The organism is Shewanella sp. MBTL60-007 (genome assembly GCF_019654915.1).
Taxonomy (GTDB): Bacteria; Pseudomonadota; Gammaproteobacteria; order Enterobacterales; family Shewanellaceae; genus Shewanella.
Genome location: NZ_BPET01000054.1, coordinates 16,135 through 36,029 on the forward strand (window position 1 = coordinate 16,135; position 19,895 = coordinate 36,029).

General features: G+C 45.6%; 16 protein-coding genes. 1 reads left to right on the forward strand and 15 read right to left on the reverse strand.

What is annotated here, in order from left to right:
* Positions 1–350 precede the first annotated feature (350 nt).
* From K5Q92_RS18370 to K5Q92_RS18440, 15 genes are all read right to left on the reverse strand, one after another.
* Positions 351–746, reverse strand: coding sequence for a rhodanese-like domain-containing protein (locus K5Q92_RS18370; RefSeq protein WP_220770341.1), 396 nt, complete (start codon positions 744–746; stop codon positions 351–353).
* 24 nt (positions 747–770) lie between these two features.
* Positions 771–989, reverse strand: a complete 219-nt coding sequence (locus K5Q92_RS18375; RefSeq protein WP_220770342.1) for a DUF2892 domain-containing protein — start codon at positions 987–989, stop codon at positions 771–773.
* A 62-nt stretch (positions 990–1,051) separates the two neighbouring features.
* On the reverse strand, positions 1,052–4,264 hold the full coding sequence (locus tag K5Q92_RS18380; protein WP_220770343.1) for an efflux RND transporter permease subunit: 3,213 nt from the start codon (positions 4,262–4,264) through the stop codon (positions 1,052–1,054).
* Between the two features lie 42 nt (positions 4,265–4,306).
* Positions 4,307–5,344 carry an efflux RND transporter periplasmic adaptor subunit gene (locus K5Q92_RS18385; RefSeq protein WP_220770344.1) on the reverse strand — a complete coding sequence of 346 codons (1,038 nt, stop codon included), beginning with the start codon at positions 5,342–5,344 and terminating at the stop codon, positions 4,307–4,309.
* A 228-nt stretch (positions 5,345–5,572) separates the two neighbouring features.
* Entirely contained in the window at positions 5,573–6,289 is a 717-nt protein-coding gene (locus tag K5Q92_RS18390; protein WP_220770345.1) for an SIMPL domain-containing protein, read from the reverse strand.
* Between the two features lie 149 nt (positions 6,290–6,438).
* Positions 6,439–7,749 (reverse strand): OmpP1/FadL family transporter, encoded by a 1,311-nt coding sequence (locus K5Q92_RS18395; protein ID WP_220770346.1) that lies wholly within the window; start codon positions 7,747–7,749, stop codon positions 6,439–6,441.
* A gap of 355 nt (positions 7,750–8,104) precedes the next feature.
* Positions 8,105–9,556, reverse strand: a complete 1,452-nt coding sequence (gene putP / locus K5Q92_RS18400) for a sodium/proline symporter PutP (protein ID WP_220770347.1) — start codon at positions 9,554–9,556, stop codon at positions 8,105–8,107.
* Positions 9,557–9,697: 141 nt separating this feature from the next.
* Positions 9,698–10,402, reverse strand: a complete 705-nt coding sequence (locus tag K5Q92_RS18405; RefSeq protein ID WP_220770348.1) for a DUF3379 domain-containing protein — start codon at positions 10,400–10,402, stop codon at positions 9,698–9,700.
* Positions 10,395–10,958 carry a sigma-70 family RNA polymerase sigma factor gene (locus K5Q92_RS18410; protein ID WP_220770349.1) on the reverse strand — a complete coding sequence of 188 codons (564 nt, stop codon included), beginning with the start codon at positions 10,956–10,958 and terminating at the stop codon, positions 10,395–10,397. The genes K5Q92_RS18405 and K5Q92_RS18410 overlap by 8 nt, the downstream gene beginning before the upstream one ends.
* A gap of 155 nt (positions 10,959–11,113) precedes the next feature.
* Entirely contained in the window at positions 11,114–12,748 is a 1,635-nt protein-coding gene (locus K5Q92_RS18415; protein WP_220770350.1) for a BatD family protein, read from the reverse strand.
* Positions 12,742–14,775, reverse strand: coding sequence for a VWA domain-containing protein (locus K5Q92_RS18420; protein WP_220770351.1), 2,034 nt, complete (start codon positions 14,773–14,775; stop codon positions 12,742–12,744). The genes K5Q92_RS18415 and K5Q92_RS18420 overlap by 7 nt, the downstream gene beginning before the upstream one ends.
* 2 nt (positions 14,776–14,777) lie before the next feature.
* On the reverse strand, positions 14,778–15,788 hold the full coding sequence (locus K5Q92_RS18425) for a VWA domain-containing protein (RefSeq protein ID WP_220770352.1): 1,011 nt from the start codon (positions 15,786–15,788) through the stop codon (positions 14,778–14,780).
* The gene (locus tag K5Q92_RS18430) at positions 15,782–16,294 is read right to left on the reverse strand and encodes a DUF4381 domain-containing protein (RefSeq protein WP_220770353.1); all 513 of its coding nucleotides are present in this window, start codon (positions 16,292–16,294) and stop codon (positions 15,782–15,784) included. Before K5Q92_RS18430 ends, K5Q92_RS18425 begins: the two co-directional genes overlap by 7 nt.
* The gene (locus K5Q92_RS18435) at positions 16,295–17,224 is read right to left on the reverse strand and encodes a DUF58 domain-containing protein (RefSeq protein WP_220770354.1); all 930 of its coding nucleotides are present in this window, start codon (positions 17,222–17,224) and stop codon (positions 16,295–16,297) included.
* Complete coding sequence (locus tag K5Q92_RS18440; protein WP_220770355.1) at positions 17,224–18,180, reverse strand: MoxR family ATPase; 957 nt, start codon at positions 18,178–18,180, stop codon at positions 17,224–17,226. Before K5Q92_RS18440 ends, K5Q92_RS18435 begins: the two co-directional genes overlap by 1 nt.
* Before the next feature lie 404 nt (positions 18,181–18,584).
* Here K5Q92_RS18440 and fadI point away from each other — a divergent pair, with 404 nt between their 5' ends.
* Positions 18,585–19,895 carry an acetyl-CoA C-acyltransferase FadI gene (gene fadI, locus K5Q92_RS18445; RefSeq protein WP_220770356.1) on the forward strand — a complete coding sequence of 437 codons (1,311 nt, stop codon included), beginning with the start codon at positions 18,585–18,587 and terminating at the stop codon, positions 19,893–19,895.

A 19,895-nucleotide genomic window follows, 5' to 3' on the forward strand; every position in this document is an offset into this window, starting at 1 on the left:
TGGGGTAAAACTTTATGCTGCTTATTTGCTTTTTTATGCGTCTGTTAGGGTGGGGGGACATGATTGGATATAATAGTCTTTATTGCTAAATTAGTTGAGGCTAAATGTAAGTGCATGAAATTACGATATAAACATAACTCAAGGTTAAAGTTATAACTTATACCTAAATGGAATCTAGGTTTTGGTTTTATCTATTGGTTTTTGGCTTTTTATAGATTTTTGTGAGGTTTAAGTTTGTAATTTAGTTATAAGCACTGTTCGACTTTGTTTTTGGAGCCGGGAGTAAGCTCTCAGAAACAAAAAACCTAAAATAAAAATATTTTAGGTCTTTTATTAAACTTTAAGCTGAACTACTGTTTCTGGCTCATTAGCATCTGGTAGCCGCCGCCATTATAAACGTTAGTGTAGCCTTCGCGGACTAACATCTGGTTAGCGATTCCGCTGCGATTGCCACTACGGCAATAAACCACTACAGAACGGTCCTTTGCGATTTGCTTGTTGCTAAAGGCGGTATTAATTTGCTCATAAGGTATATTGATGGCGTTTGGTAGGTGTCCCTGAGCAAACTCTTCTGGCGTGCGAACGTCAACGACTAAAGCACCAGCCTCAATCTTTTGCCAAGCAACTTTAGCGTCTTGATCTGCGGCCGATGCCAAAGAGCTAAACATTATTAGTAAAACACTTAGCCCTAATAACCAAGCTAGGTTTTTAGGCAGTTTATGCTGTGAATTAAAAGCGTTACTCATCAATATACCTTTATCTATCGTTATTTAATTTTTATTGGCAGTGGCTAGCTGAGCTTCAGATTTAAAGCCTAACTTGCGCATAATTATTGCTGCCGGACAAAATCCAGTATAGGCGCTTTGAAATAAATTAGCTCCAACAAAAACGGTGAGCCAGATAAAATTATCATTAATCCATACAGTTAGGACTATTGATAGTAAAACCATAAAACCTGCAAATGCCATAATGGCGCGTTCAATTGACATAATTACTCCTTGTATACTGATTGATTAAGTGACGATGACGGTGTGTACCGCCATCGTTAACATTACTGATAGCGCTTTCTCATTACTGCGTAATAAAGCACTGGGATCACCACGAGCGTTAATAGGGTGGAAATTAAGATGCCGAAGATAAGGCTTATGGCAAGCCCGTTAAAAATCGGGTCATCTATGATAAATAGCGCACCTATCATTGCCGCAAATGCAGTTAACATGATGGGTTTAGCCCTAACGGCCCCTGAGTGGATAACTGCTTGCTCAAAGGGGATGCCTGCAGCGGTTTCTTGATGAATAAAGTCCACCAAAAGAATCGAGTTACGAACTATAATCCCCGCAAGGGCTATCATTCCTATCATAGAGGTGGCGGTAAATTGCGCACCGAGTAAGGCATGGCCTGGCATTACTCCAATGATGGTTAATGGAATAGGCGCCATGATAATCAGCGGCACGCTATAAGACTTAAACTGAGCAACAACTAGCAGGTAGATGGCAATCATGCCCACTGCATAAGCAATACCCATATCGCGGAAAGTTTCATAGGTCACTTTCCATTCTCCATCCCAGAGTACCGCGACACTATCGAGTCCACTAGGCTGGCTGATGAAGTGCTGTTCAAAGTCAAAATTAGAGTCTAAAGCTGAGCCTTGCGTCCCCTTTATCTGACCTACCATATCGAACATGCCGTACAGCGGACTGTCCAAGGGACCTGCCATATCGGCAACTACCATGATCATCGGGATCATATTTTTATGGATAATTGGAGTATCGATATTGCCTTTGACGATTCTAACTAATTCAGAGACAGGAATGGCTTGGCCACTGCTGTTGCGCAGCGTCAGGTTCAATACTTGTTCTAAATCAACCTTGGCTCCCTCTTGAAGCTGAATTTTAATCGGCACTGGGTGTTTCTGATTCTCCTTGTGGAGATAGCTAATGTTCTTACCACCGACAGCAGTCGAGACTAAGTCAACAATTTGGCTGTAGGGAACACCAAGCAAGCTAGCTTTGCTTCGGTCTATCATCACTTGCCATTTTGATGCTGACTCCGGTAAGAATATATCGATATCGACCACATCTTTGGTCTCTTTAAACAGCCCAAGTAACTGATTAGCGGCTTGCTCACGAATGGCTTCACTGGGACCATAAACTTCGGCCAAAATTGGCGACCAAACAGGTGGTCCCGGTGGCACTTCAACCACTTTCACGTTGGCATTGTACTTGTCACCAATTGCCTGCAGTGGTGCTCGCACCGATAGTGCGATGCTGTGACTATCTCTGTCTCTATGTTTTTTATCGACTAAATTAACCTGAATATCACCTAACTCCTGAGTTTGGCGCAGGAAGTAATGACGTACTAAACCATTAAAGTTCATCGGTGCACTGGTGCCTGCGTAGAGCTGATAATTATCCACCTCTTCTACTTGATTAAGGTAACGGCCTAACTCTTTGAGTGCTTTTTGTGTCTGCTCAACGGGGGTGCCTTCAGGCAAGTCAACCATCACTTGAAACTCTGACTTGTTATCGAAGGGCAACATCTTCAGTACTACTAATTTTGCCATGGGTAGCACAACGGCTCCCGCGATGAGGATGAAAATCCCCGCCGCTAAGCCCAGTCTTGCCTTTCTGGCATTTTTACCTCGAACAAAGGGACCAATTAAACGGTTAAACAGTTTAAACATGAACCCTTGTGCTTGTTGCTCTTCGTTGTGTGAGGGCTGAGAGTGCTTTAGGAGTTTTCGGCTTAACCAAGGGGTGATCATAAATGCCACCGCAAGAGAGATAAGCATTCCCATACTGGCATTGATCGGTATTGGGCTCATATAGGGCCCCATCAAGCCTGATACAAAAGCCATCGGCAGTAGTGCTGCGATCACAGTAAAGGTTGCTAGTATGGTTGGGCCTCCAACCTCGTCAACGGCGACAGGAATTAGCTCTGAGAAAGAACGTTTGCCCATTGCCATATGCCGGTGAATGTTCTCAACAACAACGATGGCATCATCTACTAATATGCCGATGGAGAAAATGAGCGCAAACAGCGATATTCGGTTGAGCGTGAAGCCCCAAGCCCAAGAGGCAAACAGGGTCAGTGCCAAGGTGATGATGATAGCAATACCTACTACAACAGCCTCTCTGACACCCATTGTCATTAAGACCAAAATAACTACTGCGGCGGTAGCAAACACTAACTTTAATATCAGAGTGTTAGCTTTGTCTCCAGCGGTTTCACCATAATTGCGTGAGACAGTGACTTCGACGCCCTCAGGTATGAGCACATTTTGCACTTTATTCACTCTATCCATGATAACGTTGGCCACATCGACGGCATTTTTGCCCGGCTGCTTACCTATGGCGATGGTTACCGCGGGGTAGATTTCTTGCTTGTCGCCATGCCATGCACTTTTTACAGGCAGATCTGCATTGAGGGTAATATCGGCAAAGTCAGCTAGAAAGATAGGGCTAGAGTGTCCGTCACTGTCTTGTTTCACTGCAACGACTAGCTGCTTTACGTCTTCAATATTTTGTAAGAACTGGCCAGCTTGGACCTTTATCTCCTGATTGCCTTGAACCAGCGAACTTGGCATCGAGATATGGTTGTTATTGCTGAGGCTTTGATTTATTTCATCAAATGAGACATTGAAATAGTTCATCTTAACCGGATCGATTCTCACGTTGAGGCTAAGTTGATGATCGCCTACAGAGCTAATCTCTCTTGTGCCTGGGATCCTCTTTATCTCGGTTTCTAAGCCGTTAGCGACATGGGTCAGCATTTCGGCTGAAATCGAACTGTCTTTCGACCATAGGGTGAGACTTACAATCGGTACGTCATCGATACCGCGGGGTTTTATCAACGGCTCACCGACACCTGCTGCGAGCGGCAGCTTGTCTAGATTTGAGTAGATTTGATTGTAGAGCTTTACAATGGCATCGTTGCGAGCAACGCCAACCTCAAAGACCACGATGAAGAGTGCACCGTCTGGTTGTGAAAATGAGTAGAGGGTGTCTATACCTTTAATTTCAGAGATTATCTGCTCGGTTGGCAGAGTAACTAAGCTTTCCACTTCACGGGGCGTTGCGCCTGGGAAGGGGACAAATACGTCGGCAAAGGTAACATCGATTTGCGGCTCTTCTTCTTTAGGGGTAACGATAACCGCAAAAATTCCCAGTAATAAGCCTAATAGCGCCAATAATGGGGTGATAGCACTGGATTGAAAGGCGTTAGCAATGCGCCCTGAAATACCTAAATTCTGTTGAGTTGGCATATGAAGTATCCTAATTCCTAATTACAGCTTCCAGTTATCGCACTATGGCTTGTGGCTTTGTTTAAGCATTAATAGGGCGTGATAGGCATCTTTGGCCACCAGATCGCCATCGGACAATCCGGCTAAAATCTCAACATTGCCATTATCCGCAAGTCCGGTTCTGACTTGATTTAACACCCATTTATCATTTTGCTGAATATAAACTGCGCTTAACTCATTCATGGTGATCAGTGAAGACTCTGGTACGAATATGGCGCTTCGACTGCCGCTGATGAATTGGGCCTTGATAAGGCTTCCAGGGATTACGCCATCGACATTATCTGGCAAGTTAATGCGCACTTTATAGCTATGACTTTTAGGGTCAACAAAGGTGAACAATGTTAACTGGTCACTGTTAATCTGCTTACCGTTGGCTAAGGTTAATTTGAAGTTAGGTTGCTGCTTTAGCGCTTCAATGTAGCGTTGGGGAATTTGGGTCACGGCGCGCATCTGACTTAATGAGTAGCCTGAGTATAAGGCTTGGCCTGGGCTTACCGTCTCACCCTCTTCGACATGCCTTTGGGTAACAATACCTGCAAAGGGGGCGCTGACTAAGGTGTAGTTTAGAGACTCGCGAGCTTGAGTGATTTTGGCTTTCGCGGCACTGACTGCCTGCTGTGAAGATTTTGCATTGGCCTCTGCTTCATCCATTTCACCTTTGGAGATGGCGCCTTTTGGAAACAGTGCTTGATAACGAGTTAGCTGCTGCTGCGCTTCTACATTGACAGCGCTAGCTTTGGCGTAATCGGCTTCTGCCGCTGCAAGCTGTGCACCTTGCTCCTTATTGGTGATCTCCAGTAGTGGTGCACCTTCGGCAACTAGGTCATTGATGTCGTAGTTGAGCTTAATAATACGTCCAGAAGTTTGTGCTGACACTGTCGCGGCTTTTGTTGGCTCGACAACGGCGTCCAACTGCACCCAGTTAGGGTAGGGTTTCAGGCTTACTGATATCGGCTCTATAGGTAGAGTCTCGGCCATTGCTGACAGACTTATAAAGGGGAGAGAGCTAATGAGTAGGTAGCCAAAGATGGTATTTTTCATATTATAGTGCACCAAAATTAATCCATGAGATAATTCTAATGGATGTGGTTTTTATCTGCAATAATTATTTATTAGAAAAATACGATGGATAGGTTTTGTGATTAACAGCCGCTACTTTATATGGGGCGGTGGCAACAGAGCGTAGAAGAATTTTAGTTAAACAGTAGCAGACGAAAAGGCTTAACCTAAGTTAAGCCTTTTTGCTATCAGTGAATTGAATCTTGAGCGTTAATCGTTCAGATAATAGGTTAATGTTGAAACGATACGCACTTTCTTTATGTAGGGGGTGTTGCTGTCTCTGTCATTGATACTAAATTGCCCTTGAGACGCCTTCTTAATTTTGCCTAGTTTAGAATCGGAATCTATAGCGAATTTTTCAGCAACCTGTCGAGCATTTTGAGTTGCTGATTGAATCATCTCAGGCTTGACCTTGTTTAACTCGGTAAATAAAAACTGTGCTTTGCTGTTGTAGTCTTGATCTGAGATTGCAATACCATCTTTCGCAAGACTAAGCATACTGGTGCGGGTAGTGAGTAAGAGATCCACGTTGTTGGTATACAGAGAAATGGAGATCTTGGCCGCATAACGGTATTTCACATTCGGGTCGACGTAACCTTGTGCTTGCCTGTCTTCGATTGCAGGAAGGGCGACGGTAATTTCATCTTCGCTAAAGCCTTGTTGTTTTAGGAAGTCGACGACTCTGTCAGTTTTAGTCTGTACGGTTTGGTAGAGGTTATTGAGATCGTTGTCGACTTCGGTAAAGCGAATAGGCCAAATGGCAACATTGGCTCGAACCTCTTTTTCGGCTAGGCCTTTTACCGTGACGGTTCGCTCCATTGCTTTCATTTTTAGTAGTTTATCGCCAATGGTATTGCCTAACATGATAAGACCAAAACAAAGTAGGCTACCTAAGATCAGGGCTGAGGGGGTATTGGTTTTCGACATAGCTTACTCAATTCCAATTGATGTTTGATTAACGTTAACAAGAATATCCTTGAGAAGACAATGAAATTAGCTTAATAAATGCGCAATAAAAAAGCCGCATTGGTATGCGGCTTTGTTATCTAGATACTATCTACAATTAAGCGGTTAGCTTAAAACTTGTAGTTGTACTGGATTGAGTAGTACGTCGCGTTTGACGTCGTTGTCGCGTGTACTGTTCCTAGATCAGAGCCAAGAATTGGCATCTCTTGGCTAACAAGATCTAACACAGAGCTATGCTCAGTTAGCTGTGTTTCTTCACCTCGAACAAATGCAATACCGAAGTCTAGGCTAGTATTCTTTGACAGGTTGTAAGTCGCACCCATGGTGTACCACTGACGGTCTGAATCTGGAATAGAGATAGAGCTCACTTCGCCAACAACACCTTGGTCGAACATGTAGCCTGCACGTAGGGTCCACTTATCGTTTAGCGTGTATGTTCCACCGACGCTGAATAACCATGAGTCATCCCAAGCGTATTTCTTTAGCTGTGCTTCTGCAGGGTCAGTAACTGTGATCTCATGGAAATCGCCCCAAGTTGTCATTTGCGCTGTGTAGTGTAGTGCAAATGTGTCTGTTAACTGGTGGAAACCAGCAACTTGGAAGATATCTGGAATTGGAATGTTGATCTCTTCGAATTCTGTAACACCAAAGTTAACAGTGCCATCGGCCGTAAACTCTGGGCTGAAACGATAGCTAACACCTAAGCGGTGATCGGCATTGATCTCGTATACCGCGCCAACAATACCACCGAAAGCGATACCTTCTGCATCAACATCGACAAGGTCAACTGGGACAAAAGAGCCATCTTGGCCTAATGGTAATTCACCTGAGCGGGTAAGTGTGCCTGAACCATAGATCACATCAAGGCCTGCACCCACACTGAAGTGGTCATTGATACGGTATGAAGCACTTAGGTTGAAGTTGATTGTGGTTACTTCAGTCTTACCAAGTAGATCCACTGGCGCAGGAATTTCTGCTGTGCCACCTAAAATAGACTTAGGCTGTGATAGCTCACTAGTATCTGTACCAGTACCGAAGTTACTGAACATAGCCACACCGTAGGCAAACTTATCATTTACTGGACTAACATAGTAAAAGTTTGGAATAACTTTAGCTTCAGCAGCATCGTCTACGCTACCGTAGTGTAGTTCACCAATGTTTGAGTTAACGAATACATCGCTTACTTCTACCTGTACGTCAGCGTAAGTTAGGCCCATTGAAAGTTGTTTTTGATCAAACAATGCCATCGCAGCTGGGTTACGTGAAAGCACTGATGCGTTGTCAGCGATAACGGCGTCACCTGCAAATGCACGGCCAATACCAGTTGCTGACTGGCTGTTTAGTTGGAAACCTGCAGCCATTGTTTGAGTACTTGCTAGAGCAACTGATACAGCAATAAGAGTCTTGTTGAAAATCTTCATTATTATCATCTCTATTATATTTTGGTCTTGCTTATTTTGGGGCTAATTTCATGATTAGCGGCAAGATCCACTTATTAGACCAGTGCATAGTAGGGAGATGTGTGCAAGCTAACAACTCCGACCAGAAACGATTTATTGTTAAGTATTAGTTAATTGTTGCGCGTTTTTTTGGCTCGTAATTAGCTGAGTAATTAAAATAGACGGCAGAATGTATAGCCAGTAGAGGCTTTGGACACAGAGGCGGTTTGATTTCGGGTTAATGAGATGTAACTGAGTGCCGAAAAAGGAGGCGGTCGGTAAAAATAAAAAAAGCGTACAAGTGTACGCTTTTTATCTGTTTTGCCTTTTATTACAGCTATAGCTTTGCTTGGAAGCTATCGAACTGCTGTTTTATTGTCTCTGATGGGCTTTTCATTTTACTGACTATCACACCCGTTAGCGTGGCTAGAATAAAGCCAGGCAGGATTTCGTAGATGTCAAAAATATGGCCAGTAAGCTGCTTCCAAATAACCACCGTAAGTGCGCCAACAACAATTGTCGCCACAGCACCATTACGGCTATAACCGCGCCAGAATAGAGATAACAATACGACTGGTCCGAAGGCGGCACCAAAACCTGCCCATGCATAGCTAACAAGACCTAATACGCTGCTTTCAGGGTTTAGGGCAACAACACCAGCAATGATGGCAATTGCCAATACGCCAATACGGCCGACTAGCATTAGTTCTTTACTTGTTGCCTGTGGGCGTAGCCACTTCTTATAGAAGTCTTCGGTGATCACACTAGAACAAACCAATAGCTGCGAATCGATAGTACTCATGATGGCCGATAAGATAGCGGCAATCAACAAACCACCAATCCATGGGTTAAAGGCTGCGTGGGCTAAGTGAATAAATACCGTTTCTGGGTTAGATAGGGGCTCAGATGCAAAGTAAAGGCTGCCGGCGATACCTGTTGCCAACGCACCGGCTAGGGCTAGAAGCATCCATCCCATTGCGATGCGACGAGAGACAGGAATATCCTCTGGTGACGCGATAGCCATGAAGCGAGAAATAATATGTGGCTGACCAAAGTAGCCTAGGCCCCAAGCGAGAAGCGATACGAAACCAATCAAGGTGGTTTTTTCATTGAACATCGATAGCATTGCTGGGTCGATGCTTTCCAAGCCTGCTTGTGTCTCTGGCTGGCTAAAAATTGCAACTGGTACAATTAATAGTGCGATAAGCATCAGGCAACCTTGGAAAAAGTCGGTCCAACTAACGGCAAAGAAGCCACCAACAAAGGTATAAGCAACGATAATCGTAGAACCAATAAGCAGCGCTAAGGTGTAATCAAGACCAAATACTTTTTCAAATAAGATGGCACCGCCAACCATGCCAGATGAAGCGTAGAAGGTGAAGAAAACTAAAATGGTGACAGCAGAAACGAGTTTTAATATTCCTTTATTATCTTCAAAGCGTTTTTCAAAGAAATCGGGCAGGGTAAGCGCATTGTCTGTGAACTGGGTATAAATTCTGAGTCGTTTAGCAACGAATAACCAGTTTAGCCAAGCACCGAACACTAAGCCAATACCAATCCATGCTTCGCCTAGTCCGCCTAGATATACCGCTCCGGGTAGACCTAAGAGTAACCAGCCTGACATATCGGATGCCCCCACGCTGAGCGCAGTTACTGCAGGTCCCATACCACGGCCGCCAAGAATGTAATCGTCTACAGAGTCTGTTGCTTTATAAGCCCATAAGCCTATACCCATCATAAGGGTAAGGTAGGCGATAAAAGTTATTAAAACTGGTAATTCAATTGTCATGTGTGATGCACGCTTCTTTTATTTTCAATTTGTGTGGGCGTTATGCTAGCAGATCTATGAGCTAACGCCCAATAAAGCGGAGAGATGTGATGAAGTTCTAACCAGCGATGTGCACTGAACATCGCTGGTTGTAAAGGTCGATTAGATAAATGTTTGCTTGATTTCGTTTTTCACGTAATTAAGATCTTCGTGTTGCTCACCGACTAGTAACATATAGGCATTATCGGTTTCAAAGCCCATTCCTTGGTATCTGTTATCGGCAAAAGCTTTATCAAGCACCATGCGATCTTCAAGCGGAACGATAAACAAGGTGACTTTTCCCTGCTCACCCTGCATCACTAGGTGCAAGCTCTGCACACCTTGAAAATCACAATAGGTACTGTAAAAGACTTTGCCTGGCTGCCTTGTGAACTTCATCTCGTTGGTTCCAGCAAGGGAAGCGAGTTGAAAGTTTACATCTTGAAACGGTACATCTTGATCAACTGTCAGTGCTGTTGTCTCATGATAAACATGGGCAAGGGCGTGCTGACCTAAATCAACCGGAGCCATTCTTAACAATGTAAATGTCATGCCCGCTAAAAATGCAACTGAGGCTACGAGGGCAAATGCGAACCCTGTTTTACGGCGCTGGGTATGGTGATGCTGTAGTTGCTGACCTAACAATAATTTTGCCGCTAGGTCGTCGGGTACATCTACCTTAAGGGCGCGATCAATTTTATTGTCTAAGCCTTTTAGATCACTTAAAAAAGCTTCTCTATCGGCAGATTCCATTGCAGCATCGAGAAAGTCTGGATCTTGGTTATTTGGGTCGCTATAAGCTTGGCGGCGAAATTGTAGCTCATCCATTGGAGTGCCCCCTGATTTGCGGTTGTTCAAGTTGATCCTTAAGTTGGTTTCTTGCTCTAAATAAACGAGTCATAACAGTATTACGATTTAAATCGAGAATTTTTGCGATTTCATCACCGCTAAAGCCGCCAATGACTTGTAGTAGCAATGGCTCTCGATACTCAAGCTCTAAGTTGTAAATCTGTCTACGAATTAAGTGTTGCTCTGCATGCTCTTCGGTACTACCAGAAAAGGTATCTTCGATAAACTCTTGCTCAACATCTGAGTAGTTAAACTGTTTACGCTCAAAGCGTCTGGCATTTTCACGGCGCAAAATAGTGATTAACCACGCTTTGGCAGCCTTTTCATCCTTTAAAGAGTCAAGTGATCGCCAAGCACGTAAAAATGTTTCTTGAGTGATATCTTCAGCGATGTGTTTATCCCCGCAAAGCCAATAGGCGAAACGGTAAATATCGGCATGAAGTGCCCTGACAAGGCTATCGTATCGTCGTTGTTTGCTAACCATGTCTGAAAAGACCGTGGACTTCGACTTTTTATTTCGCCAATTATCAAACATTTTCATTTTTTTTAACGGGATCAATAAATGACAGCTTAACCTCGTTGAATAGTGAATACCAATTGTTAGATTTGTCGGCTGAGACTTAGCACCTGATTGGACAAAAAAAGCGCCTAGAGTGAGGCGCTTTGTTGGTCGTTACATCGAGCATAGAATTAGCTTGGGTTTAGCTTATCTAGCGCCGAGTCTGTATCAGGCTTGGTATTGGGGCTTGCCATCTTGGCTACAGATAGGATTTTCGCAAAATCCACCGTACCAGATTGCGGACTCGAAGCGTATGCTGCCTGCTGTAGTTGGTTAATACTATGACCTAGCGTGCTATTAGTTGCTGCTATTTGACTCAGGGTCATTGGACGCTGATATAGCTCGCTATAATAGCGAGTGAGGGTGTTGAGCACCGCAGAGGCATTACCTGCCTGACAAGCCGACTGTAGCGCTGCGAGCGAAGAGCTTGGGCTAACGGCTTTCGAGGTATCATTGATACTCGGTTGAATCGGAGTTCTCTTCCGCTCTTTGAGCCACAGTAGTAATGTGCCAATCCAGAGTCCTCCAAGTACTAATGATAACCAAGGCCAAAAACCGGCATTGGTATTGCCAGACTCTGGTGTCACTTGAGCTGAAGTTGGTTCTGGTGCCGCACCGCCTGTTACTGTGATCGTACGCGCCGGTAAGGTTGCAAATTGTTGTTTATTTAAATGTGGATTCCACCAAGGCACCTTAATCTCCGGCAGGGTATAAGTACCAGCGCGAGTCGCGACAATTGCCGTGGTCTGGGTTAGTTGAGACACCATCTGATTATCACGCAAAAAGGTATTACGCTGAGGCTTTTCAGGATAAGCCTTTAGCGCTGGTGGCGTGCTAACTTGGATTTCCGGTAGGCTAGTCTCGTCGGTATTTGATGCCAACAGATTGATGGTACGCGTGATAGGGTCGCCAACTTTAAATTCGGTTTGCGTCTCAGGCCAATCCTCTTTTAATACGACCAGATCAGAAACCAACCACTGACCATGATAATCAGCAGGCATCGGCTCGATAACCACGGTCATTTTGGGAGCCTGAGTCTGGGTCGGTCTGCTTTCATTGAAAGAGAACATGGCGCCGTTACGTCGAGACTGCACGACAACATCTCCTGAGAAGCTGGCACCGTCGATAGTCAGCGTACCGGGCTGGTCGGCAATAATGGCATAGTTACGCTCGATGACTCGGTAACGGCGGCCATTGACAACTTCTGTGCTGTCTTTATCTTCTCCAAGTTGTTTTATTTGAGCGCCTTCAAGATTTGGCGCATTAAGCACGCCCCGCTGCAGCTCTAATGCGAGATACAGCTTTACCTTGTAAGTCAGCATCTGGCCGACATAAGCGTGCTCACTCGACAAGTTAGCGCGCATAAAGATATCTTGCGTTTGCTGCGGTTGAGAGCCCGTTTTTAAAACAGATAATTCGATAGGCTGAGAGCTGATACCGTCGATATTAAAAGCTGGAATCGTAATCGTGCCGATATGTTTAGGCGATAACAGTACTTGCCAACGGGTTTCATTGCTGGCGTCAAAGTTCATTATCTGCTTACTACGGCTGATGCTGGTTCGGCCAACGATAAAGTCTTTTAACAGCATTGAAGTATCGAGCTTGCCACTGTTGAGATCGTCATCAGCGGTAACGGTCAGCACGAAAGACTCTCCTTCCATAACGGGGTTACGGTCTACGGAAGCATGCAGCGTTGTGATCGCGCTAGCTGGGAAGGCGGCTGTTAGGGCGATAATCGCTAAAAGAAAAATATGCCGTATTACCACTGTTCGTTTTCCTTAGTATTGATGCCTTGTTGGCGACGTTTCTGGTACTCAAGTTGCATTTTATTTCGCAGTAAGACCTGTGGGTCATCCGCTACAGCCCTTAGGGCGCGCTCCATTTCTGGCGGTAATGGCTCATCTGTTGCAATCGCGCTCGCAGGAACTTGCTTAGCTTCTCCTGCTGGCTGCTCGTCCGTTTGAGCCTGTGCTGCAGATTGCGCTTGTTGCTCATTATCTGCAGTTTGCTCTTTATCGGCTTGCTGGGCTGACTGACTGTTAGCTTGAGTTTTTTCAGCGTTATTCTCTTCAGGATTAGCTTGCATTTCAGCGTCATTATTGGCCGCTTCTTGCTGCTCTGATTGACTCTCATTGGATTGACTCTCATTGGATTGAGTATCACCTTGTTGCTCCTGCTGAGATTCTTGTTTTGAATCAGACTCTTGCTTATCTTGCTGAGACTTGCCCTGTTGTGAATCACTCTCTTGTTGATCACCAGGTTGACTCTCTTTTGACTCTGAGTTTTGAGATTGAGCCTTGTTTTGATCAGAACCTATGGATTGATCATCTCCTTGGTTTTTATCCGACTGTTTATCAGAGTTGTCATCAGAGTTGTCATCAGAGCTGTTATCAGAGTTTTGCTCAGGACTTTGTTGTTGGTCTTTTTGATCTTGTTGATCTTGTTGCTCTTGCTGTTGTTGCAGCTTCTTGGCCAGCTCAAGATTGCTCTTGGCTGCATTAAAGTCTGGATTCTTTTCAACTGCCGATTGATAACGCTTTTGCGCCTCGGCGTACTGGCCAAGTTGCATTAGACTATTGCCCTGATTGTATAGACCGCTAGCAGAATCATCTTTTTCAAAGGCGTTAAGCGCCTCTTCATAATCCCCCGCTTTATATAGTGCACTGGCTTGCCATTGCGGGTGAGCAAATTGACTTGCTGCGCCTTGATAGTCTTTAGCTTGGTATGCTTGCATCGCTTGTTGATCCTGTGTTTGCCACAGATCGTCCCAAGTGTTGGCATAGACAGGCGTGCTCGGCTGGATCAAGAGCAGTAGCGCTAGGCTCGCTAACATGCCGTTTCTAAAACTCAATAATGCCGGTAGTAACAATAGCAGCGCAAAGTAGGGACCTAGGTCTAGCCAAGTTTCGCCCTCAAGATCGCTCGCCTTGGTATCTTGGGTATTGGCTAACCAATGTTTAATTTGGGTGACATCGGCGCCGTCAGCACGACTAGGCACTAAAATACCATTGGCTTCGGTTGCCAATTCTTTTAACAGCTTATAGTCGGTTTTAGCGACCACAACTTGGTTGGCGTTGTCACGCAAGAGTTGACCATCGGGTAGCTTAATCGGTGAGCCTTGCTGGCTTCCGAAAGCCATAATCGCCAGTCGGTACTGACTATCGGCGAGTACAGATTCTGCGCGTTTAAATTGTGCTGTGGATACACCATCAGTAAACAAAATAATATCACCGCGAATATGACCGCCTTGACTGAGCAAGGATTTTGCTTGAGTGATCGCCGCTTCAAGGTTTGAGCCTCTGACTGGCATGATGCTCGGCGTTAACGTTGGCAATAGGTTTAACAGGGTCGCTTTATCGCGAGTGAGTGGACTGATAGTAAATGCATCCCCAGCGTAGGCGATTAATCCAGTTTCGCCTTCAGAGAGAGCATCGATAAGATCGGTGGCTCTAAACTTTGCTTGCGTTAAACGGTTAGGCACTAAGTCATTCGCGTACATAGACAAAGACATGTCCATGACGATGACGCGGCCTTGTGCCGATTCGTAGACGGGCAGCGCTCTTTTCTCAAACGCAGGCCCCGATAGGGCAAACACGGCAATAAACCAAGCTAAGGCGAGGTAGCCGATATTATTGTTTCTCTTTTTAATCGAACCACCCACTAGTACCTTGGCTAAGTGGGGGGCGATATAGCGGTTCCAGCTTGAATTTGCCGCTTTGCTTTTTAATAAAAGCAGCAGTAGCAAGGCCAAAGGGAGTAGAGCTAAGAACCACTCGGGACGTAAGAAGTGCATCGTTAACGTCCTCCTTTTGCAAATTGGGGCTTAGAGCTTAAGCTAGGTCTAAATGCTGCAATATTGCTTAAAGCGGTAACAATTGAAGCTAGCAGCGCTATGGCCAGTGGCCAGTAAAAGAGTTCAGACTGAGGACGATAACTGAGCTGTTCTCGGCTGACAGGCTCTAAGGTGTCGATTACTTGATAGATCTGTTCTAACTCTTCAGTATTTCTAGCTCTAAAGTATTGGCCACCCGTGGCCTTCGCTATTTGCTGCAATTGAGACTCATCCAGATCCATAGAAGGATTAACCCTCTCTTTACCAAATAGGGTTCGGCGCTCCATCACATCAGCCCCGACACCTATGGTGTAGATGGTGACCCCTCTTTGAGCCGCAATTTGTGTCGCCTGCTCTGGTGAAATCGCCCCTGCGTTGTTAGAACCGTCGGTGAGTAAAATCAATACCCGATTACTCTGCTCGACCTTATCAAATCGTTTAACGCCAAGTGCGATAGCTTCGCCAATTGCGGTCTGTTTACCCACAAGGCCGATTTGCGCCTCTTTTAGGTATTGTGCAACCGTGCGTCTGTCTTGGGTTAGCGGGGATTGCAAATAGGCGTGATCGGCAAAAAGGATCAGCCCGATACGGTCGCCTTTTCTGCGTTCAATAAAGTCACTAATGACATGCTGGATAAGGGTGAAGCGATCGACGACTTTACCGTCGATGACCATATCTTCAATTTGCATACTGCCAGACAGATCCACCGAAAGCATAAGGTCACGGCCTTTACTCGGTAGTTCGATAGGCTCACCAACCCAAAGCGGGCGAGCACAGGCTAACACCAACAAACACCAAACGAGCCAATAACGTTTTTTACTTTGTTGGCTTTTTTCGGTTGCGACAACTTGGCCTGGTAAACTTGCACCAGGTAAAAGTAGGTGTCCACCCATGGGTTTTTGCTGCTGTTTTTTTCTAAAAATCAGTGGCAAAGGCAGTAGTAGCAATAAAAACGGCCAGGCAAGGGTTAACATTGGCTAACCTCGCTGACCTTATGGTTAATAGCGCTCACTTTGCTTAGTGGCAGCGCCGCTGTTAACCAGCTTTGAGCATGGCGTCTAAGTGACTGTTTCTCCTCATCACTCAGTTGTGCCTTTTGAAAGCGCAGCGCTAACAGTTTACACAGCTCATCTTGTGGCGTGTTAACTTGCGCATTTAGCCATTTGTACCAATCGCTACCCGTTAATTGTGCAACTTGTTGGCGAGCGCCATAACTCATCGCTGCACGCTTGAGTAGGCTACTTACCTCGGCTGCAAACTGTTGATGGTTTTGATCTAACATGGCTAGCTCTTTAAGCGCCGCGCGTTTAGCTGCGCCAACTTTGCGGCGCTTGCTAAGCCAGAGGATAAACAAAGTGGTAACCACAATGACTATAAGTAGGCTTATCCAGTAGCCGTAAGCGAGAGGCCACAGGCCGATTTCGGCTGGTGTTTGAATGTCTTGCATTGAAGCAAGCGCGGGATTGACCGGATTGCTCATCTATCGTAATGCTCCTAACTGTAGATTAAGTCGGAGCCCCGCATCAACGATTCGGGTTTGAACGTTAAGTTTTTGCATCATCTCAATAAATTGGTTCTGCTGATGTAGCTGATTCGTCAGCCACTGCTCATAACTGTTTCTGTCGATAACCAGCTCTTTTCCACCTTCTCGTACTGGAAGTTGGAAATGCTTAGGCAGCTCAAGCTGTCCTTGACGTAGCGGATCGGTTATTAAAAAGGCGCCCAAGTCGCAATGACGTTTAAGATCAGATAGTGCGGCTAAGCAGTTTGGAGTGAAGTTACTGCCATCTGAGATAATCCATATCAGTGAGCCAGGCTTGGCGAGTCGGCGCAGACGTTGACAGGCCTTGAGTAGATGTTCGGGCTCGGGGCGCTGCTCAGCGATATTATGCAGTTGCCTACCATGAAGGTTTTTAATGGCAGAGATCACCTGCAATATGCCTTGCTGGCGACTGCGTGGTTTTAGCTCAATGTGTTCCTGCTCCGTAGCAATTAACGCCCCGAGACGGTCGCCATGTAAAATAGCGCTCCAGCCTAGGGTTGTTGCGAGGTGAGCGGCTTGCACCGACTGTAACATTAAACTTGAGCCAAAATAGAGACTGTGACTGAGATCGAGCAACAACAACACTGGGCGCTCACGCTCTTCTACAAATAGTTTGGTGTGAGCTTTTCCGGTTCTCGCCGTTACGCGCCAGTCGATGGTGCGCACGTCGTCACCACTTTGATAGTGACGAACCTCGGCAAACTCCATCCCCCGACCTTTTATTAGGCTGGCACGGTGTCCTGCAAGGCTTGCCTTGGCCTTGGTTCGTTTCTCCGGCAAGGCTTTGGCAAGACTCTGACAGGCCAGTAACTCTTTTTCCGTAATGTTAATGCCGTTGCTAAACAACGGCAGCTCAGAATTGACCATTAAGGGACCGCAACTTGAGAAAGGATATGATTGATCACATTGTCGGCACTGACGCCATCGGCTTGTGCTTGATAACTCAGTAACAAACGATGACGCAATACGTTAGGTGCAACAGCTTGAATATCTTCAGGCGAAACAAAGTCACGCTCATATAGATAAGCACGAGCACGAGCGCAACGCTCTAGAGACAAGGTTGCACGAGGGCTGACGCCATATTCAAGCCAACTCGCTAGCTCTTGGCTATAAGCTTGAGGGTTGCGGGTAGCCATAATAATATCGACGATATACTTCTCCAACGGCTCGGCAAGGTAGATCTGCAGCGCATGCTCTCTTGCGGCAAAAATATCCCCCTGAATTATCGGCTCAATGTGGGGCAATTCTTGCTTAAGCGCTTCGTTTCGAGACATTCTCATGATCTGAAATTCCGTCTCTGCACTTGGGTAGTCAAGGTTTAAGTGCATTAAGAAACGGTCTAACTGGGCTTCCGGTAACGGGTAGGTGCCTTCGTTTTCAAGTGGGTTTTGAGTGGCCATGACCAAGAACAACTCTGGTAGCTGATAGCTGTGTTTACCCACAGTGACTTGACCTTCAGCCATCGCTTCTAATAAAGCCGACTGTACCTTAGCAGGCGCACGGTTGATCTCATCGGCCAAGATAAGGTTATGGAAAATAGGACCAGCTTCAAATTCAAAGGTTGCCGTTTGCGCACGGTAAATATCGGTACCAGTTAAGTCTGCCGGCAGTAGATCTGGCGTAAACTGAATGCGGTGAAAATCGCCTTCAACGCCATCACAAAGGGCTTTTACCGCACGGGTCTTAGCAAGACCGGGTGGGCCTTCAACTAACAGGTGACCATCGGCAATTAATGCAATCAGTAGATTCTCGGTGAGTATTGGCTGTCCTAAAATGACAGTATTTAAGTATTCGCGTAATGCGTGAAATCGACTCAAAGGCATGATGCTACTCGGTTTATTTTAAGTTAGTGAGATATAGACCAACGACATAGTAAAAAATTCCCTTGGGGTTTGGCTAGTACCAATTTTGCTTTAGGCTGATAAGTCAATCTTACGAAGGACAATAGGGGCGCACTAAATTTGTCGTTATGGTTACTTACTTAGGTAAGTGAGTAAGTTCGTAGACAATGGAAATTGGAATTTGCTTCATTAAGGTTTGTTAATAAACAGTTTTTTCATATATTAATGACAAAAAAACAAACAAGTGTTTAAAACTTCTCGGTAAGAAGTTAGAATCAGATCACACTTTAATGGTCAGACCTGTCTGGTTTTAGATAAATAGGTTTCCCAAGGATATAAGAAAGCATGCAACGTTAAGTTCGCAATGCAGAATAAGAGGGCGAAAAATGAGTGATAGACAACAGGTGACGAATGCGAGAGGCGAGCGTATCGCCATTGTTTCGGGATTACGTACACCATTTGCTAAGCAAGCCACCGCGTTTCATGGTGTGTCGGCATTAGACATGGGCAAGATGGTTGTGAACGAACTGCTTGCTCGCTCCGAGCTGGATCCTAAAGAGATTGAGCAGCTTGTTTATGGCCAAGTTGTACAGATGCCAGCTGCACCTAATATTGCTCGTGAAATCGTGCTCGGGACGGGGATGAATGTGAGTACCGATGCTTACAGTGTTACCCGTGCTTGTGCGACTAGTTTTCAGTCTACGGTGAATGTGGCCGAGTCTATCATGACCGGAAATCTTGATATAGGGATTGCTGGCGGCGCTGATTCTTCATCAGTGTTACCTATCGGTGTTTCTAAGAAGTTAGCCCATGCGTTAGTCGATCTTAATAAAGCTCGAAGCCTCGGACAGAGACTGGCTATTTTTCGTCGCCTAGGCCTTAAAGATCTATTACCTGTGCCACCTGCTGTTGCCGAATACTCGACAGGTTTGTCTATGGGACAAACAGCTGAGCAGATGGCGAAGACCTACAATATCAGCCGTGCTGACCAAGACGCCTTAGCACATCGCTCGCACACGCTCGCAACCGAAACTTGGAATGCAGGAAAGCTTGCAGAAGAGGTGATGGTAGCGCACGTACCGCCTTATAAAGCCTTTATCGACCGCGATAACAATATTCGGGAAAACTCCAAGCTTGAGTCATACGCTAAATTGCGCCCAGCTTTTGACCGCAAACATGGCTCGGTAACGGCTGCGAACAGTACGCCACTAACCGATGGCGCATCGGCGGTGCTCTTGATGAGTGAAGGTAGAGCCAAAGCGCTAGGTTATACACCTATCGGATACATTAAGAGTTATGCTTTCACGGCTATCGATGTCTGGGAAGATATGTTGATGGGGCCATCTTATGCAACGCCTTTAGCGCTTAAGCGAGCAGGGATGGAGTTAGAAGACTTAACCTTAATTGAGATGCATGAAGCCTTTGCTGCACAAACATTAGCAAACATGCAGATGTTTGGTTCGAAAAAATTCGCCGAAGAGAAACTGGGGCGTAATCGCGCTATCGGTGAAATCGACATGAGTAAGTTCAACGTGCTTGGTGGCTCTTTAGCCTATGGTCACCCGTTTGCGGCGACAGGTACGCGTTTAGTAACTCAAGTGTGTCATGAACTGAAACGCCGTGGTGGCGGTACGGGTCTCGCAACAGCATGTGCTGCGGGTGGTTTAGGTGCAGCAATGATTGTGGAAGTGGAGTAA

Excerpts from the sequence above, each read along its gene's own strand:
- K5Q92_RS18370 (WP_220770341.1), bottom strand. The coding sequence starts at position 746 with ATGAGTAACGCTTTTAATTCACAGCATAAACTGCCTAAAAACCTAGCT.
- K5Q92_RS18375 (WP_220770342.1), bottom strand. The coding sequence starts at position 989 with ATGTCAATTGAACGCGCCATTATGGCATTTGCAGGTTTTATGGTTTTA.
- K5Q92_RS18380 (WP_220770343.1), bottom strand. The coding sequence starts at position 4,264 with ATGCCAACTCAACAGAATTTAGGTATTTCAGGGCGCATTGCTAACGCC.
- K5Q92_RS18385 (WP_220770344.1), bottom strand. The coding sequence starts at position 5,344 with ATGAAAAATACCATCTTTGGCTACCTACTCATTAGCTCTCTCCCCTTT.
- K5Q92_RS18390 (WP_220770345.1), bottom strand. The coding sequence starts at position 6,289 with ATGTCGAAAACCAATACCCCCTCAGCCCTGATCTTAGGTAGCCTACTT.
- K5Q92_RS18395 (WP_220770346.1), bottom strand. The coding sequence starts at position 7,749 with ATGAAGATTTTCAACAAGACTCTTATTGCTGTATCAGTTGCTCTAGCA.
- putP (WP_220770347.1), bottom strand. The coding sequence starts at position 9,556 with ATGACAATTGAATTACCAGTTTTAATAACTTTTATCGCCTACCTTACC.
- K5Q92_RS18405 (WP_220770348.1), bottom strand. The coding sequence starts at position 10,402 with ATGGATGAGCTACAATTTCGCCGCCAAGCTTATAGCGACCCAAATAAC.
- K5Q92_RS18410 (WP_220770349.1), bottom strand. The coding sequence starts at position 10,958 with ATGTTTGATAATTGGCGAAATAAAAAGTCGAAGTCCACGGTCTTTTCA.
- K5Q92_RS18420 (WP_220770351.1), bottom strand. The coding sequence starts at position 14,775 with ATGCACTTCTTACGTCCCGAGTGGTTCTTAGCTCTACTCCCTTTGGCC.
- K5Q92_RS18425 (WP_220770352.1), bottom strand. The coding sequence starts at position 15,788 with ATGTTAACCCTTGCCTGGCCGTTTTTATTGCTACTACTGCCTTTGCCA.
- K5Q92_RS18430 (WP_220770353.1), bottom strand. The coding sequence starts at position 16,294 with ATGAGCAATCCGGTCAATCCCGCGCTTGCTTCAATGCAAGACATTCAA.
- K5Q92_RS18435 (WP_220770354.1), bottom strand. The coding sequence starts at position 17,224 with ATGGTCAATTCTGAGCTGCCGTTGTTTAGCAACGGCATTAACATTACG.
- K5Q92_RS18440 (WP_220770355.1), bottom strand. The coding sequence starts at position 18,180 with ATGCCTTTGAGTCGATTTCACGCATTACGCGAATACTTAAATACTGTC.
- fadI (WP_220770356.1), top strand. The coding sequence starts at position 18,585 with ATGAGTGATAGACAACAGGTGACGAATGCGAGAGGCGAGCGTATCGCC.